The sequence below is a fragment of the Paenibacillus sp. P46E genome, assembly GCF_001909095.1.
GTDB lineage: Bacteria > Bacillota > Bacilli > Paenibacillales > Paenibacillaceae > Paenibacillus_AQ > Paenibacillus_AQ helianthi.
This window is the reverse complement of sequence record NZ_LVYZ01000059.1, coordinates 1-16,175: the sequence shown is the minus strand read 5'-3', so window position 1 is coordinate 16,175 and position 16,175 is coordinate 1. Positions and strand designations below refer to the sequence as shown.

Here is a 16,175-nt window from a genome sequence, read left to right as displayed (position 1 = left end):
CTCTACCCCATCGTATGGGCAAAGACCCCGGTTGGTTCATAATCGGCGGTGATTTGAAATATAAGAAAGATATCAAGCCGTTTCTTCTTACCTAAACAATTCCGGCAGCAAGCAGTACGCTGCTTAACCGGGCATACTCCTCCAGGCTGAGTGTTTCTCCGCGGCGGCTTGGCTCGATTCCAGCCTCAGCCAGCAGGGATTCCAGACGTTCACGCCCCTCTTCCGGGAAGAACCGGGCTTTGAGATTATTGGCAATGGTTTTTCGCCGCTGGGTGAAGGAAGCTTGTACAACCTCAAAGAAATGCTTCTCGTCTGCAACCTCTACCGGAGGACGCTCTCTCACCTTGAGACGAATCACGGCAGACTCCACGTTCGGTTGAGGAATGAATACCGTGCGCGGCACCATGCAGACCAGCTCGGGTTCGCTATAGTACTGCACAGCGATGCTAAGGCTGCCATATTCCTTCCCGCCAGGTGAAGCTGCCATACGTTCAGCAACCTCCTTTTGAATCATCACCACGATATTATCGAGCGGCAGTTTTTCTTCAAGCAGCTTCATGAGGATTGGAGTGGTTACATAGTACGGCAAATTGGCAACTACACTGACTCTTTCCACAGCCGCAAAATCCTCAGCGAATAACTCCTGCAAATTCACTTTCAACACATCGTCGTTCCGGATTTTGACATGCGGGTAAGAGGCAAGAACATCCCGAAGTATCGGGATCAGCCGCCGGTCAATCTCTACTGCTGTCACCACTCCAGCGGACATTGCCAGCCTCTCGGTCAAAGCGCCAATGCCTGGTCCAATCTCTAGTGCACCTGCTGCCTGGTCCAGGCCTGCAGCATCCACAATCTTGTCGAGTATATTCTGGTCAATCAGAAAATTCTGGCCCAAGCTTTTCTTAAATGAGAACCCGTAACGCTGGATAATTTCCTTTGTGCGTACCGGGGATGAGATATGATTGTTGCCACTCATGAGGTAATGCCTCCCTGATCAATTTGCGCGAGAGCATTTACAAATTCCTCTCGTGATATTCCAAACATCGCCAGCCTCTTGTATAGCTGCTTGCCGTTACAGTAGCCGATCCCCAGCAAATTGCCCAGCGCCATTCTCCGCTCCGCTGCCCGGGGATGTACCATCATCCCTGCAGCCATCAGATCCTCCAACCCAATCAGAGCCGGGGCGCCTTCAAAGGAAGTATGAACATGCTCTAGCGCGTGACGAATGGCCTCCGGAGAAGCATTTTCAACTCCGATATCACCTTTACGGGTGGCATCTTTTTCAGGAATGAACGCATGCTTGCAGCCTGGCACCTTGGAAGACACAATCTTCCGGATCCGTTCACCGGCATGATCAGGATCGGTTAGAATAATGACCCCTCTGCGCTCCATGGCCAGCGCAATCCTGGCGATCACTTTGCGGTCCACTGCCGAACCGCCTGTTTCAATGGTATCCGCATCTACAGCACGCTTAACAGCAACTGTATCACTTTTACCTTCCACAACGATTAATTCCTTGATCATTTTACAAAACTCCTTACTCTGAAACGCAAAAAGAAGAGGATTCGCTCCCCTTCTTATTGGCTAAAGAATGTATAAGTGATGAGCGGCAGCTCTATAATTCCGTAACAGTCTTAAGTGCTACCCTCACTATATCTTATAAAACGCTATTTTGCAAAAATCTGCTGCTTAATTCAGCTCTGGCTTCACAGGTCCAATCACATAAATCGTACGCGATTTACGGCCGAAGTTACGGGCATGGCTCAGTGAATCATAATAGACATCTACCTTGTTGCCTTTAATGGCACCGCCGGTATCCTCTGCACGGCGAAACCCAAGTCCCTCAATATACACCCACCAGCCAATAGGTATTACGTCTGGATCTACAGCGATAGTCCTACCTTCCGTTACGCGTGTGCCGGAAGCCGTACGGGTACCGATACCTGGCTCTTCAGATGAATAAGCCGTCATGGATACATTTTTAATTATTTTTTTGTACTCAAAATCCATACCTGCCTTGCTGGCAACATTGTTGCTGTTCGCGCTAACTTTAGATGATTTTGTGGTAGTGGTTGAATTGGAAGTTGCAGTAGTAGCTACAGCAGCCTTGGGAAGTGCTTTGGTACCAATAGCAATGATCTTGTCTTTGGTAACCGCCTGTACTTCCTTGCCCACCATACGCATAGATGCCAGCTCGCCATCTTTATAGATTTTCTCTATATGCTGGATCATTACGCCCGGTTTGCCTGCTTGTGCAACTCTTACAGTTCCCTTAGTCAGGGAGGGGTCTGCGGTCTTAATCACTCGGAAAGGCAAATTCGTTGTCCGCTGTACCACTTGCTTGTTGATTCGGACAATTTTGATTTCCATGTCGGCAGAAACTGCAGTGTTGAGCGAAGGATAAATCTTATCGTAGCTTTCCAGGCTGATGCCCAGTTTGTCAATCGCCTGACCGATGGTATCCTCGGTCGTGTACAGCGTTTGGGTTGTTCCATCCGCAGTAAGCTTAAGGGCCTGCGCACGGTTGATTACGACACGGTCGCCGTCTTTTATTTCATCACTAAGGCCAATGGATAAAGCATCATGCGGCTGAAGCGAAATTTGTTCCTTTGCCAGCACATCGCTGAGCAGCGCATCCCGCGTCTCCAGCGTTTGTACCTTTCCGTCTATTACTAAAGTTATTTCTTTAATGCTTTGACCGTGTACGTACAGCAGAATTACCAGCGCGATTACAATTGATGCTGCGCCTGCAAGCGAAAGTACGCGAGGATTCACTTGCTTCCACCGTAATGCGAAAGACCTGCTGGATGATTGCGAATCATGGGATACTTCTGGTTGGAATACGCCCACTCTCTCCATCCTCCTTACATAGCCCCGTCGTCCAAGTTGTATAGCAAAGGTGACTTATCACTTCTGACGAAACTAGGTTTGAGATTGCACAGGATACGCCCGCATTGCTTTAGCGTTTCCTGCTCATGGATCGCCTGCTCGGCATAGCTACTCCAGACATCTGTTATATAACAGTATGCTGGGAACATCCCCATTATTCAAAAAACAAAAAAAGCCCAAAAGAGTTCACAGAGGACTCTTTCGTGGCTCTCCGGGTGTCAGAATACGCGGGAATGTTTATGCACGAGGTTTCCTCTCTTACTTGCGCTTACGGGGTTAGCTGTCGGGTTCGGGCATAAGAGAGACGCCCTATCTCAGGTCACCCGCTCACGGCGGTTGCCCTCAAATTCACCCCAAAGACCACGTGAAGAAATCAAATAAAGTCTGCGGCATTTCTATGCTGTACTCTATGTACGGACATGCGGCAGATCATTATTGGTTCCCCCGTTCTCCATACGGAGACTCAGCGAGACGATCCATGAAATTGTGACTGTCACAGTAACAACAGCTCACTTCACTGAAAAGATGATATCCTGTTTTGATGCATGTTGTAAAGCACGATTCAACCACGTTTACGTAAAAAAATCGTTAAAATATTGTAATAATCAGCCATTTCTTTATTAAAAAAGTTTAATATATCGGCTATACTTCTTTTTTCACCTGTTTTTCTCCCGTTTTCAGACAATTCCAAATCGTTCCAGTGCGTTCGCATACGTAATTTCAGCTAATTCCTGTAAATCAATCCCTTTTATTTCCGCTGCCGCCTCGGCGACAAGCTTCACATGAGCACTCTCATTTCGCTTCCCGCGGAAGGGGTGAGGCGTCAGATATGGGGAGTCAGTTTCGATCAAAAGCCGGTCCATTGGAGTCTGGGCAAGCACCTCTTTAGGCACCCTGGCATTCTTGAAAGTCACGGGTCCGCCGAAGGATAAATGAAAGCCCAGATCAAGACACATTTTGGCTGTTTCCCAGCTGCCGGAAAAGGAGTGCATGACACCGCCAATTTCATTTGCCTTCTCTTCCCGCAAAATCCGTACCACATCCTCATGGGCATCACGATTATGTATACAGATAGGCATTTTCAGTTCCCGTGCCATTCCAATCTGTTTGCGGAATACCTCATGCTGTACCTCCTTAGGAGAAGTATCCCAGTAGTAATCAAGTCCAATTTCTCCGATAGCCACCACCTTTTTATGGCTGCACAGGGAGGCGATCCAGTCCATATCCTCCTCTTTCATGTCTATGGCGTCCACGGGGTGCCAGCCGACCGCTGCATAAATATAATCATACTCTTCTGCAAGTTTCATTGTCGTTGGAATCGTTTCCCGGTTAAATCCGATGTTAATCATCTTGCTGACACCAGCCTCTAACGCACGGGCAATAACCTGCTCACGGTCCTCGTCGAATTGCGGTGCATCCAGATGAGTATGTGTGTCGAATAAACGCATGCTTGCATCTTCCTTTCAGTCTTGTTTTCTATGATGAATTCCAGAAATTTTTGTATTATTTTGCAAAGATCTCAGCAATAGCGTCGGGCAGCTGTGTAAGCACATTCTGCAGCTTGTCCTGCGGAAAATAAAGGTGATACCGCCCGCGGTGAATGCCGCTGATTGAGCGGACTATATCCGATACTTCAGAGATTTCCCGCAGTTTGTCATGCCGGTCCAGCAGCAAAATTTGTTTGCTGTCAAAGCCCTGCCCCGGACGAAAAACATCATAAGGAAGATCTGTCGGATAATCAATTTCCAGGTCGTAATCAGGACGCAGCCCGGCACCGGCAAAACTGCGGCGGATTTCGTCAATCGTCTCCGAATCGAGATGATCCATCTCCACATATTTATACAGTTTACGATGAATAAATCGGCTGCACAAGTCAGCTAAGATTTCATCGGATTCCAGCGTCCACTGCATAAAGGCAGTCTGGACCAAGGCTTCATCCAGCAGTAAATACTGTTCTACATTAATCTCTCCACAAAATAGATCACTGAGTGGATTGATCATAAAGCGGAAGGAGTAACCCTCCTGAAGAAGCTCTTTCGCCCTGCGGAAAATCTGACGCAAAATAATCTCCGAACTGCGCGTAACCGGGTGGAAATAAACCTGCCAATACATCTGATACCGTGACATCAGATAATCCTCAATGGCATGCATGCCTGATTCCTTTACGACAACCCGCCCATTATAAGGACGCAGCATTCTAAGAATACGGTCAATATCGATGGTCCCATAGTTCACTCCGGTGTAGTAAGCATCCCGCAGCAAATAATCCATGCGATCCGCATCCAGAGGACCCGACACCAGGTTAACCACGATTTCGTGCTCATATGTTTTGGCAATTACAGAGGCAACCTTACGCGGGAAATCTTCACTCACATCGCGCAGTATAGCAGTAATTTCCGTATTCTCCTGTATAATTCTGCAGGTCCAATCCTCATGGTTCATTTCAAAAGCTTCTTCTATTGAATGGGAGAATGGCCCATGGCCCAAATCATGTAAGAGCGCTGCACATAATGTAAGCAGACTCTCCTCCGGCATCCAATCCTTGTACCCGCTTCTTTCAAACTGGGAAATGATTCGCCGAGTAATTTCGTAAACGCCCAGGGAGTGGGAAAAACGGCTATGCTCTGCTCCGTGGAAGGTTAGATAAGAAGTACCCAGCTGGCGAATGCGACGCAAACGCTGAAATTCGCTGGTATTGATCAATCGCCAGATGATCGTATCCTGAACATGAATATAGTTGTGTACCGGGTCTTTAAAAACCTTCTCTTCTGTCAGCGGTTGCTTCATAAGTTCAACTCCTTTGAATAATAAGAATAGAAATCAGTTGAAACAAAGGTTATAATGGTAGATAATGTCGCACTTTGTCGAACCGTGACGGTTTATAGATTTACAAATCGACAAATTACTTTTTAGCAATTTTCGTACGATTAGCGTTATTTATAAGCGTCACAAAAGTTTTTTTCAAAATTCCCTTGAAATTGCCCGTAAAAAAGGTTGACTGTTTTGGGAATGGTTGGTATTATAAATATCATAAAACGGTGAACATTGTCGAATAATGACGCTTTTGAACATTGAGAGGAGCAACGATTACAATGATGAAATCAACAGGTATAGTTAGAAAAGTAGACGAGCTAGGACGGGTTGTTATTCCAATTGAATTGCGCCGTACACTGGGCATCGGAGAAAAGGATGCGCTCGAAATTTACGTGGACGGTGAGCGGATCATGCTTAAAAAATATGAGCCTGCTTGCATATTCTGTGGCAATGCTGAAAATGTAACCTATTTCAAAGGAAAAATTGTTTGTCACGAATGCATTTCTGCCATCCCTACCCCTGTGACAAATTAAAACAAATAGGTTATAATAAGAACTAATCAAATTGTTAATTCTAACCTTTTTATATCTCCTTGGCCTCCCGTTATTGCGGGAGGTATTTTTTTGCTGTTTTACCCTACTGAGGTTTACCCTCCCAAACCCTCCAGGGAAGGCCCCAAGGACCCTGGCCCTCTACACCCGGAAGCTTGTCTGATCATGTGGCCGCACGTAAAGGAGTAACGGCTAATGGTTGACCGTCCCTTTTTCGGGAAAGTCCTCGGGGCCTTGTCATGCGGAAGGTTTCGCCATAGGCTACACGCCTATAGCATCTGCGCAAGGCGCTCCCGGGTAACGTGCGGTGCTGCAAGCCGCTCTCCCTGCGGGAATCACTTAGCTACACTTATACCCAGATATATACTCTAAACTCTCCCTTTACCATATATATAAATGTAGAAACTACATTTACAACTAATATAAGGAATTCCTCATCAATATTTTCTTACTCTTTTTCCAGTAGAGCATTATAAATATCCCGTTTGGCCAACCCACGATCTGATGCTGCTTTTTTCATAGCGTCCTTACGGGTCAATCCTGAAGTTTCATAATGAGCCACATGCTCCTCAATGCTGAGTTCACGCCACCAGGATGATTCGGCGAGCTTGGCCTCCTCTTTGCTCTCCCCCTCCAGCACAATCACGTACTCACCCAGTGGTGGATGATCCGACAACCAGACCACACATTCTTCAATCGTTCCGCGCAGGAACTCCTCGTACCGTTTTGTCAATTCACGGGCGAGTACAACCTGGCGGTTACCGAAGGTCTCCTGCAGGTGAGCCAATGTTTTTGCTACGCGATGCGGTGATTCATAGAACAATAGGGTGCCTTGCGCTGAACGGAGCCCTGACAGCACGGTGCGAATATCCTTACGCTCCCTTGGCAGGAACCCGATGAAGGTGAAGCTATTAGTAGGCAAGCCGGAAGCAATCAAAGCAGACAGCGCAGCATTTGCTCCAGGGATCGGAATCACAGGAATACCGTGACTGACCGCAAGCGCTACGAGATCGGCTCCAGGGTCGGAAATGGCCGGCAGACCGGCGTCGCTGACCAGTGCCAGATTTTTACCTTCTATTATATAGCGGATAAGCTCTGGTCCACTGGCCGCCTTATTATGCTCATGATAACTGAACAGCATCGAAGGTGTGATTTCGAAGTGGCTTAGCAATTTGCGGGTCTGTCTCGTATCCTCGGCGGCGATAATATCGCATTCCTGCAGCGTACGCACAGCACGATACGTCATATCCTCCAAGTTGCCAATGGGAGTCGCTACCAGATACAGTGAGCCCGTTCCTTTTTGCTGATCTATATTCCTGTTTTGAAAGCTGCTTTGACACGAGATCGTCATGATTTACCCTCTTTAGCTCCGTAGTAGATATCCAGAATTTCCGGACAATATTGATTGTCCTCATTATATACGATCAATGGGGGTTGTAAACGTACCTCTGGCTTGCCGTCCCGTGCAGCCTCGATTAATACCATATTAGCCTCCAGATGGGCACGCGGATGAACAAAACGGATCAGCTTCGGCTCCAGCCGGTATTGTCTCATCAGACTGATGATATCCACCAGACGCTGTGGCTTGTGAACCATGCTTACCTTTCCCCCGGTTCGGACAAGCCGTACACAGGCCTGAATGACCTCCTCAAGAGTGCAGCCCAGCTCGTGGCGGGCCATAGCCTGATGGGTATTCAGTTTAAGGTCACTCCCGTTCAGCGGCATATAGGGCGGGTTAACGGTTATCGCATCATACACACCGTAACCTGCCGTATGGTGCAACTCACGTAAATCCCCCTCATGTATACTTACCCGATCCTCCAGCCCGTTCATCGCTACGCTTCGACGAGCCATATCTGCCAGACGCGGCTGAATCTCAATACCTTCTATAGTGGCCTTGGTACGTGTGGTAAGAAGCATCGGGATCACGCCATTGCCAGTACACAAATCCAGTACCTTGCCACGCGGCGGTACACTGGCGAATCTTGCAAGCAACACTGCATCCATTGAAAAGCTGAACACCTCGTCGCTCTGAATAATCTTTAAGTCATGTGTCAGTAAATCATCTACCCGCTCTGCGCCATACAAAGGAACCGGCACATCGTTAAAAGAATTCGTCATAGTGTTCTCCTAAAAGTTGTGCTTAAGTATATACTTCCTGAGTTGTCTTCAAACAAAATTTGCTCCAGAAGCATACACCCTGCTAAATTCAAAAAAAACCGTAGGCGTAAATCTCCTACGGCTGGATTTGCTCATTTATTAAGAAACGAAAGACAGAACAGGCAGTCACCCTCTGTACGTAAATGCCCGAAATAGACATTGCAGATGTGAAAACCTTCATGATAGAGCCGCGCCAGATTGTCATAGCCTTCCCCGACAACCTCCTCTGTTCCCTCGCTTGCGGCCAAAAGAGCCTCTGCTTCAGCAGAATGGGCGGCAGGGTCCAAAGGGGCCTCCCGCTTCAATATTTTACGAAGCTGTTCATTCTCCAGACTTAGCCTTTGATTGGCTTCCATTAATTCCTTAACCGTCTGTTTCCAATCTCCGAGACTTGCGCGCATGTTCTCCATCTGCGCTTCCATCTCCTGCATGTGTGCAAATATATTTATCTTCTCCAAGTTTCCACCCCGAAAGTAACCTTATATGGTTTACTTGACGACAACATCATCCATTGGAAGTTCTTTAACTTTGCCCACTTCGAACAACTGTACATGAACTGTACGGCTTCCGGCATTAATGCCAACCACCTTACCGTCACCCAGTGAGGTTACGACTAGCTTGCCTACCGCTGGCATTTCTTCCTTCGTGCTTTCGTAATTATCATGCTCAAATTTCAAGCAACACATGAGTCTTCCGCAAAGACCCGAGATCTTTGTTGGGTTTAGTGAGAGATTTTGGTCTTTAGCCATTTTTATGGATACAGGCTCGAAATCTCCAAGCCAGGAGGAGCAGCAAAGTACCCGACCACAAGGCCCTAACCCACCGAGCATCTTAGCCTCATCACGCACACCGATCTGCCGAAGCTCAATGCGGGTACGGAAAATGCTTGCCAGATCCTTGACCAACTCACGAAAATCGACCCGGCCTTCAGCAGTAAAATAAAAAATAATTTTATTGCGGTCAAACGTAAATTCCACATCCACAAGCTTCATTTTGAGGCCATGATCGCGGATTTTATTTAAACAGGTGGTAAAAGCATCCTTCGCTGCACCTTTGTTCTCTTCCACCACGCGTGCGTCCGTTTCTCCGGCAATCCGCATGACTTTTTTGAGAGGCAACACCACATCCGCTTCCTGCACCTCTTTTTTTCCAACGACAACTTTACCGTACTCGACACCTCTTGCTGTCTCCACGATCACACATTGATCCCGTTCAATCGGAAAATCGAGCGGATCAAAATAATATATTTTACCCGCTTTTTTAAAGCGGACACCTACTACGCTGTACAAAAATTAACCCCCTTGTTTGCCGGTAAAAGGAACCCTTAAGCAAGTCCGCTCCCTGGTGATCCATGCTTGTCCTTCCTCATCCGTTAAACCCATACTTCCAGGCTGAAGCGTTGATCCGGAGGATATATCAAAACTAACCCATTAACTTTCCAATCGGATTAGGAACTGTTCCAGACACAATTGAGCATTGGCATTGGATCGCAGCTTACGCTTGCTCTCTGCAGCAAATTCCATATAGGCCACCCATTGTTCCGTACTCCGCTGACGGGCAGACTTGGAAATAAAGTCTAACTGATCTATGAAAACGATACTTTCGTGCTTTCGGTACAGGAAGTAAAGCATATCTTTGAACCATAAGTGGAACATGCTGAACAGGATATCCAAATGTTCGCTGAGTCCGGTCTTGAACAGCTTCTGCCCGGCGGTTGCTACCGCGGAGCTGCCCTTGCCCAAAGACTCCTTCGCTAATTGTAACACTAGATTTCTCATTTCTGCAAACCAATTCTGTGCCAAAAGTTCCCTGCATCCATCAAGTCCCGAAGTCAGTGATACCGCACATCGTGCCAGTGGCACCGGAACCCCCTCACTGGACAGCGCCTGAAGCATAATGTCGGGATGCAGAGGACTAAATGGAATGCGCTGCGTTCTGGACTGGATTGTCGGCAGCAGGGAACTGCTATTGTCGGAAATCAGAATGCCCACCGCAGGTGCCGGAGGCTCCTCTAAAAACTTAAGCAGACTATTTGCGGCCTGAACCGTCATCTTGTCCGCTCCTTCTATAATATACACCTTTGGGTTAACACCCTCTGAGCGGTATGAGAACATGCGTTGCAGCTCGCGGATCTGATCAATTTTGATGCTTGCCCCATCAGGCTTAAGCAGAGATAAATCCGGATGGTTTCCATGTTCTACCTTACGGCATTCCAGACATTCTCCGCACGCATCATCTTCACTGGTGGTACAAAATATAGCTTGGGCGAACATCTGCGCTGTCTTCATTTGACCACTTCCGGGTGGTCCTGTGAACAGATAGGCATGGCTTACTGCATCTTTGCGTAATGCGTTTTGTAGCAGGCGTTTGGCATCCTCCTGGCCTAATATATCATGAAAAGACATACATTCCTCCAAGTCTTTTAAAAAGAAAGGTTGATCAGCAAACCTCGAATTTCTCCGACCCGCCCCAGCAAATCTATACGGCCCTGCTCACTCTCAAGCAGTTCATCAGCCATATTTAGCAGAGCGGCATCTATTTCCTCCAGCAGTTTGTAACGTTTCCCCCGCCCCCGGCGGTCCCAGCCCTTGGTTTCCTTTAGAATAACGCCTCTTCGGGCGGTTTCTTCCAGGAACTTTTTGATCATATTCCGGTATATCGCAAGTTCACGGACCGTCATGGATTTGGCAAGCCGGTCTCCCTGCTGCTGAATATCCTTGATCTTTTGGTTCAGCTCATCTATTGTTTTTTGTTCACCTTGCTGCTGAAATATATCGGTAAAGGTTTTCTGCTGAACGGGCCTCCCCGCTCCAGCTGTCGGCAGCTCACTTTTTAAGGGCCTATAGCCGGGATTGATTTTCAAAGGTTCCACCGCCCTTTACGGAGAATTTATCTATACTATGCTCAATAATGCTCAAAACGATCGACAGGAAGTACAAATACGGTAGCCCCGCCTACTTGTACCTCTACAGGAAGCGGTAAATAGGAATCCGTCGTACCACTCATTGGAGTCACTGGAGTGACAAGCTGTTCGCGTACCTTGCAGCTGTTACGAATAACAGTTAATACAGCCTCAACCTGAGAGTCGTCAACACCAATCATAAATGTAGTGTTGCCTGCCCGTAGAAATCCGCCTGTACTGGCAAGCTTCGTTGCACGAAAGTTTGCTTTGACTAGTTCACTCGACAACCGGTTGCTGTCTTTATCCTGGATAATTGCAATGATCAGATTCATCTTCGCTATCCCTCCTAAAAGTTTTGTGAGCTTGGCTTCATACATTCACTTCGTACAAATACCCGCTTCGATAGCATACGCTTTGGTACACTTAGTTTAATTAGACAAAGCGTCTCAGAAATCCTTTAATATTCGTTCCTTCAGTATGCGGACAATATCTTGCTCCACCATGTGAATGGGACGGTTGGCATCAAGCACCACGATCCGCTCAGGATCAGACTTTATGACTTGGCAATATCCATCCCTAACCTTTTGATGAAAAGCCAGACTCTCCAAGTCGAGACGGTTCACTTCCCGCTCCTCATTGGCAGCAATCCGAGACAACCCTACTTCCGGGTCCACATCAAGATAAAACGTGAGATCCGGGGTACGTCCGCTGGTAGCAAATTGATTAATTTTCCTTACCTCTTCGATACCCAATCCTCTGGCATAGCCCTGATAAACCAGACTGCTGTCGACAAAACGGTCACATAGCACGGTAAGTCCTTCTTTAAGCGCCGGCTCGACCACTTCCGCCAAATGCTGGCTTCGGGATGCTGCATATAGCAGCGCTTCCGTACGTGCATCCATCGCAGTGTGGGCCGGATCGAGAATTATGGAACGGATTTTCTCAGCAATTTCAATGCCGCCGGGTTCACGGGTAATCAGGTAAGGCATGGAATGATTCTGCAGATAGGCTGCTACTCTGCCGAGTACTGTTGTTTTTCCGGAGCCATCGCCTCCCTCCAGAGTAATAAAGAAACCTTCTTGTGCCACTTATGCGTCTCCGCCCTTCTTAATGTTGTAAACCAGAATTTGTTGTAAAGCCGGATCCGCACAGGCCTGGAATTTGGCTCCCCCTTGGCTGAGGCCAATAAGCCGGTTGCAGGTATCTTCGCTTATCTTTTCTCCTGGATATAGAAGTGGAATCCCAGGGGGATAGGGTATCACCATTTCCGCCGACATTCTACCCGTACTATATTCAAGCCCAATACTTTCAGTTTCCAATAGATTCACTGGTTTCATCGAAAATAACACAGGGCCGGAAATTAAATCATTCGTGAAATTGTTCCACGTGGAATTTTTTGCGGAATCAGGAACTACCCCATCTGCTGGCCGGGTAGGCAGGCATCCCGTTGAAAGTCCCTGCCTAATAATATCTTCATCGAGGTTTACCGTCGCCTCTGCTGTCTCATCGGCTATCTCCTGCAACGCAGCCAACAGCAGCCCCGAATCCTCCGCCTTCGAGCCAAGACTGAAGGCAAGCACCACGTGCCGGTCATCACTCATCTCCGGCACGATCCCCTTCTCTTCGAGCCTGCGCTGCAGCTCGAAGCCTCCCAGGACCCCGGCGGCATCATATATGACCGCCTTGAAGGGGTCCTGGGTGCTGTATGCCGCCACGCTCTGCGGCGGCATCTCAGCAACGGCGCCTGCACCAGCAGCGCCGCAGTCAAGCTGCAGCGGCTCTGCCGGCTGCAGCAGCCCGTAACGCGGCAGCGAGGCCAGGCCGCGCCGAAGTACATCCACGGCGGCGAGTCCCGCCGTGAAGGCCCCGGCCCGCTGGCTATGCACCAGCCGGCGGGCCAGATCGAGCGAAGCCATCACGGGGTATGATGGGCTGGAGCTCTGAACCATGGCGAGCCGCTGCCGCAGCAGCGCGCGGTCGAGCCATGGCCCTTGCACATGCAGCATGGCGCCCATCGTCAGCGCCGGCAGCATCTTGTGCGTGGACTGCACCACGCCGTCCGCGCCACACATCAGCGCCCCCGCTGGCAGCGCAGGGTGCTGTCCGTAATGCGCCCCGTGCGCTTCATCCACCAGCAGCGGAACACCGCTGTCGTGGCAGGCCTGCGCGAGGGGCGCGAGATCACTGCCCATGCCATAGTAATTTGGCATAGTGACCAGGACGGCAGCGGCCTCAGGATAGGCTGCAAGGGCATTCTGAATCGACTGAACCGCAGGAGCAACCATAAGGCCGCTGTGCCAATCCATCTGTGGCTCCACAAAAACAGCACGAACCCCAGCCAGCATCAAACCATGGATAACCGACTTGTGAACATTCCGTTGAAGGATAAGTGTCATTCCAGGCTCAGGACACACCGTAAGGATCAACGCCAAATTGCCAACAGTGCTGCCCCCAACCAGAAAAAAACTCTCCTCGGCCCCAAAACAATCCGCCGCCAGCTCTTGCGCTTCCCGAATGACTCCTTCAGGATGATGAAGATCATCCGTACCAGTAATTTCAGTTACATCGTACCTCATCACCTCTGTTAAGAAACCGGCACCTTCTTGCCCTCGATAGGCATCTCCGTTCTTATGTCCAGGTACATGATAAGAGATATTACCCTTTACTCTATATTGTTCCAGCATTTCATATACAGGTGCCCTGCCAGGCTCTAGTCTATCCATCTTTTCTTCCTTCCCTGGGGGTTACCTTCTATTTTAACGCAAATATGCCCATACGCCTATATTTCGGCCAAAAAGCTTACACATAACAAAACAGCTCCTCCCGCCAAAAGAACAGGTGAAGCCGTTATATTGGTCATTCTTAATGGTGCAGATACTTATCCGGTCTATTATCAAACTTTCTACTATTCATTAAGCCTACCACATAGTTTGTTCACGCATTCTTTTGCAGATCAATCTTCTTCAACCGGCCTACGAAAAAACGGTATTTGGCGTCTTCAGCCTCGGTACGTACCATCTCAGCCTCACAATCCTCGCAAATGAAATGTGAGACAATTACGATTCCTTCTTCTTTCATCTGCCCGCAGATGATGCAGGCTTGCTCGGTTTGCTGTTCCATTACCATCCCACCTTGACTCTTTTAAGAACAGTATGATACACTTTCTATCATTTTAAACCTTTTCATAGATTTTTCCCATCCTTCATTGGCTTAAAATATATGTATTCATCAACCGCCCAATTGGTGATTATGCCTAAGTGAGTTTAATAAAATACCTTCACCCGCCGATATTAGTATCATAAGGACTTGTGAGGAGGTCAGCGCTTTCTTATGGAAGCAAACAACAAAGGCTCAGCTACATTCTACCAGTACAAACTAATCAAAAAAATCAATACTTCTGCCGCTTGGCTGCGTGTCTATATGGCGCTCCCCATTATCTGTGTGGTGTTTGAGACCATTTTCCTCTCTTGGTGGAGCATCCTGTTTATGATCATTGCCGCACCCGTCGTTCTATGGATTCAGTATGTAATCTCACGTTCTGTTCTGCTAATTTCTGGACACCCCATTGCTAAGCGGTGGAAAATGTCATTCCGTCTGCCATGGCCCGGATATATACCTGACCAGTACATTAACTACGGTATTTTCCGCAAAGTACAACTTCATAACTTCTGGATCGGCCTTTCCATCACTGCACTTTTTATCGTCTGGGCCCCTTTAGCCTTCACTGTGTCTTTGGCAGTATTTCATCTATGGGTACTCTTACCCCGTTTGTATATACTATTCCGCTTACACCGCGAACAAAAGGACGGTATGTTGAAGTTTACCCCTGCCGATGCCTCCTATTACTCACAATAGAAATATCATATATACATACGGCAAAGGCCACTACATTTGGAGCTAAAACAAGCGCCATCCTGCTATGGATGGCGCTTGTTTATTTTGTCTTAAGTCCTTTAATTGAGGCCTTCTTTTCCTTCGGAATCATGACTATAAAATAACCATTGTGCACGGTTAAGTGTACAATCATTCCATCCTTCTGATAAACCCGGGAATTTGTCGAATCCTCATCCTTTTGCTCTTCCCATCCCCAAGCTTCTATTGCCTTCCGGTAAGGTTCCGGAATACCTTCCTTTTCCTTGAGATCAGGCATAGAATACCGGACATAATCCATAGCTACATTACTAGTTGTCCGGTCCGTAGAATTAGCTTCCTTAGGAACAGGAAAACCCTTTTCGTTAAGAGCCCCTTCAAAGGTGTCCCAGGCAGGCTCCTTTGTTCCGCAACCAACCAGCATTACACCAACTATACAAAGAATGAATACTATCCATAATGGTCGGGTTCGCTTCATACCTAAATCCTCCTTACCACTGCCATGCATCTAAAGACACAAAAAAATTAAATGCTCGGATTTATCAGTAGTCCATTCGTATTAAGGAAGTGCTTAATATTTGCACTTTTCTATTATACTTGGAACAGAATGTTCGTCGGTAACAAAAATGTCACTCGATTGAAAGCGTTTTATTTATTTTTTGTACTTAAACCACAATACCTTATATGTACAAAACAACAAAAAAGCCATTGTCGATGACTCAACAATGGCTTCATGTGCTTGGCAACGTCCTACTCTCCCAGGACCCTTCGGTCCAAGTACCATCGGCGCTGGAGGGCTTAACGGTCGTGTTCGGGATGGGTACGCGTGGAACCCCTCCGCTATCGCCACCAAACGGGCATTTACAGCGTAAATGCTTCAGGAACCTTCATTCCTGAAAACTGAATCCGAAACGAATCTGCGTTTTAAGATTTGGATAAGCCCTCGACCGATTAGTATTGGTCAGCTCCACACGTTACCGTGCTTCCAC

The 16,175-nt window shown here is 47.8% G+C and carries 18 protein-coding genes, 1 rRNA gene and 1 riboswitch; of the genes, 2 read left to right on the top strand and 17 right to left on the bottom strand.

Annotated elements, in window-relative coordinates; all coding sequences use genetic code 11:
* Positions 1–91: 91 nt before the first annotated feature.
* The 5 genes from rsmA to A3849_RS22670 form a co-directional block, all read right to left on the bottom strand.
* Positions 92–976 carry a 16S rRNA (adenine(1518)-N(6)/adenine(1519)-N(6))-dimethyltransferase RsmA gene (rsmA, locus tag A3849_RS22690; protein WP_074113439.1) on the bottom strand — a complete coding sequence of 295 codons (885 nt, stop codon included), beginning with the start codon at positions 974–976 and terminating at the stop codon, positions 92–94.
* A complete protein-coding gene (rnmV, locus tag A3849_RS22685) occupies positions 973–1,524 on the bottom strand; it encodes a ribonuclease M5 (protein ID WP_074113438.1) in 552 nt (183 codons plus the stop codon). Before rnmV ends, rsmA begins: the two co-directional genes overlap by 4 nt.
* Positions 1,525–1,689: 165 nt before the next feature.
* Positions 1,690–2,850: a resuscitation-promoting factor gene (locus A3849_RS22680; RefSeq protein ID WP_074113437.1), complete on the bottom strand. Its 1,161-nt coding sequence runs from the start codon at positions 2,848–2,850 to the stop codon at positions 1,690–1,692.
* A 289-nt stretch (positions 2,851–3,139) separates the two neighbouring features.
* A riboswitch (cyclic di-AMP (ydaO/yuaA leader) is annotated at positions 3,140–3,368 on the bottom strand.
* Between the two features lie 198 nt (positions 3,369–3,566).
* The gene (locus tag A3849_RS22675) at positions 3,567–4,337 is read right to left on the bottom strand and encodes a TatD family hydrolase (protein ID WP_074113436.1); all 771 of its coding nucleotides are present in this window, start codon (positions 4,335–4,337) and stop codon (positions 3,567–3,569) included.
* A gap of 55 nt (positions 4,338–4,392) precedes the next feature.
* Entirely contained in the window at positions 4,393–5,676 is a 1,284-nt protein-coding gene (locus A3849_RS22670; protein ID WP_074113435.1) for an HD domain-containing protein, read from the bottom strand.
* 305 nt (positions 5,677–5,981) lie between these two features.
* Here A3849_RS22670 and A3849_RS22665 point away from each other — a divergent pair, with 305 nt between their 5' ends.
* Entirely contained in the window at positions 5,982–6,236 is a 255-nt protein-coding gene (locus A3849_RS22665) for an AbrB/MazE/SpoVT family DNA-binding domain-containing protein (RefSeq protein WP_019914502.1), read from the top strand.
* A 466-nt stretch (positions 6,237–6,702) separates the two neighbouring features.
* Here the strand turns inward: A3849_RS22665 and rsmI are convergent, their stop codons facing one another.
* From rsmI to A3849_RS22615, 10 genes are all read right to left on the bottom strand, one after another.
* Positions 6,703–7,605, bottom strand: a complete 903-nt coding sequence (rsmI, locus tag A3849_RS22660) for a 16S rRNA (cytidine(1402)-2'-O)-methyltransferase (protein ID WP_074113434.1) — start codon at positions 7,603–7,605, stop codon at positions 6,703–6,705.
* Positions 7,602–8,375 carry a tRNA1(Val) (adenine(37)-N6)-methyltransferase gene (locus tag A3849_RS22655; protein WP_074113433.1) on the bottom strand — a complete coding sequence of 258 codons (774 nt, stop codon included), beginning with the start codon at positions 8,373–8,375 and terminating at the stop codon, positions 7,602–7,604. Before A3849_RS22655 ends, rsmI begins: the two co-directional genes overlap by 4 nt.
* Positions 8,376–8,506: 131 nt before the next feature.
* Positions 8,507–8,872 (bottom strand): initiation-control protein YabA, encoded by a 366-nt coding sequence (locus A3849_RS22650; RefSeq protein WP_074113432.1) that lies wholly within the window; start codon positions 8,870–8,872, stop codon positions 8,507–8,509.
* A 30-nt stretch (positions 8,873–8,902) separates the two neighbouring features.
* Positions 8,903–9,703 (bottom strand): PSP1 domain-containing protein, encoded by an 801-nt coding sequence (locus tag A3849_RS22645; RefSeq protein ID WP_074086906.1) that lies wholly within the window; start codon positions 9,701–9,703, stop codon positions 8,903–8,905.
* 141 nt (positions 9,704–9,844) lie between these two features.
* On the bottom strand, positions 9,845–10,819 hold the full coding sequence (holB, locus tag A3849_RS22640) for a DNA polymerase III subunit delta' (protein ID WP_074113431.1): 975 nt from the start codon (positions 10,817–10,819) through the stop codon (positions 9,845–9,847).
* 17 nt (positions 10,820–10,836) lie between these two features.
* Positions 10,837–11,277 (bottom strand): YaaR family protein, encoded by a 441-nt coding sequence (locus A3849_RS22635; RefSeq protein ID WP_074086904.1) that lies wholly within the window; start codon positions 11,275–11,277, stop codon positions 10,837–10,839.
* Positions 11,278–11,318: 41 nt separating this feature from the next.
* Positions 11,319–11,648, bottom strand: a complete 330-nt coding sequence (locus tag A3849_RS22630) for a cyclic-di-AMP receptor (protein ID WP_020427905.1) — start codon at positions 11,646–11,648, stop codon at positions 11,319–11,321.
* A 114-nt stretch (positions 11,649–11,762) separates the two neighbouring features.
* On the bottom strand, positions 11,763–12,404 hold the full coding sequence (gene tmk / locus A3849_RS22625; protein WP_074113430.1) for a dTMP kinase: 642 nt from the start codon (positions 12,402–12,404) through the stop codon (positions 11,763–11,765).
* Entirely contained in the window at positions 12,405–14,039 is a 1,635-nt protein-coding gene (locus A3849_RS22620; RefSeq protein ID WP_074113429.1) for an aminotransferase class I/II-fold pyridoxal phosphate-dependent enzyme, read from the bottom strand.
* A 211-nt stretch (positions 14,040–14,250) separates the two neighbouring features.
* Positions 14,251–14,436 (bottom strand): sigma factor G inhibitor Gin, encoded by a 186-nt coding sequence (locus A3849_RS22615; protein ID WP_074113428.1) that lies wholly within the window; start codon positions 14,434–14,436, stop codon positions 14,251–14,253.
* 210 nt (positions 14,437–14,646) lie between these two features.
* Between A3849_RS22615 and A3849_RS22610 the strand changes: the two genes are divergently transcribed.
* On the top strand, positions 14,647–15,171 hold the full coding sequence (locus A3849_RS22610; RefSeq protein ID WP_074113427.1) for a hypothetical protein: 525 nt from the start codon (positions 14,647–14,649) through the stop codon (positions 15,169–15,171).
* 79 nt (positions 15,172–15,250) lie between these two features.
* Here the strand turns inward: A3849_RS22610 and A3849_RS22605 are convergent, their stop codons facing one another.
* Positions 15,251–15,664 carry a hypothetical protein gene (locus A3849_RS22605; protein ID WP_074113426.1) on the bottom strand — a complete coding sequence of 138 codons (414 nt, stop codon included), beginning with the start codon at positions 15,662–15,664 and terminating at the stop codon, positions 15,251–15,253.
* Positions 15,665–15,923: 259 nt separating this feature from the next.
* Positions 15,924–16,040: ribosomal RNA gene (gene rrf / locus A3849_RS22600) — 5S ribosomal RNA — on the bottom strand.
* Positions 16,041–16,175 lie beyond the last annotated feature (135 nt).

Excerpts from the sequence above, each read along its gene's own strand:
- A3849_RS22615 (WP_074113428.1), bottom strand. The coding sequence starts at position 14,436 with ATGGAACAGCAAACCGAGCAAGCCTGCATCATCTGCGGGCAGATGAAA.
- rsmI (WP_074113434.1), bottom strand. The coding sequence starts at position 7,605 with ATGACGATCTCGTGTCAAAGCAGCTTTCAAAACAGGAATATAGATCAG.
- A3849_RS22630 (WP_020427905.1), bottom strand. The coding sequence starts at position 11,648 with ATGAATCTGATCATTGCAATTATCCAGGATAAAGACAGCAACCGGTTG.
- A3849_RS22655 (WP_074113433.1), bottom strand. The coding sequence starts at position 8,375 with ATGACGAATTCTTTTAACGATGTGCCGGTTCCTTTGTATGGCGCAGAG.
- rsmA (WP_074113439.1), bottom strand. The coding sequence starts at position 976 with ATGAGTGGCAACAATCATATCTCATCCCCGGTACGCACAAAGGAAATT.
- A3849_RS22605 (WP_074113426.1), bottom strand. The coding sequence starts at position 15,664 with ATGAAGCGAACCCGACCATTATGGATAGTATTCATTCTTTGTATAGTT.
- A3849_RS22670 (WP_074113435.1), bottom strand. The coding sequence starts at position 5,676 with ATGAAGCAACCGCTGACAGAAGAGAAGGTTTTTAAAGACCCGGTACAC.
- A3849_RS22620 (WP_074113429.1), bottom strand. The coding sequence starts at position 14,039 with ATGGATAGACTAGAGCCTGGCAGGGCACCTGTATATGAAATGCTGGAA.
- rnmV (WP_074113438.1), bottom strand. The coding sequence starts at position 1,524 with ATGATCAAGGAATTAATCGTTGTGGAAGGTAAAAGTGATACAGTTGCT.
- A3849_RS22675 (WP_074113436.1), bottom strand. The coding sequence starts at position 4,337 with ATGCGTTTATTCGACACACATACTCATCTGGATGCACCGCAATTCGAC.
- A3849_RS22610 (WP_074113427.1), top strand. The coding sequence starts at position 14,647 with ATGGAAGCAAACAACAAAGGCTCAGCTACATTCTACCAGTACAAACTA.
- holB (WP_074113431.1), bottom strand. The coding sequence starts at position 10,819 with ATGTCTTTTCATGATATATTAGGCCAGGAGGATGCCAAACGCCTGCTA.
- A3849_RS22665 (WP_019914502.1), top strand. The coding sequence starts at position 5,982 with ATGATGAAATCAACAGGTATAGTTAGAAAAGTAGACGAGCTAGGACGG.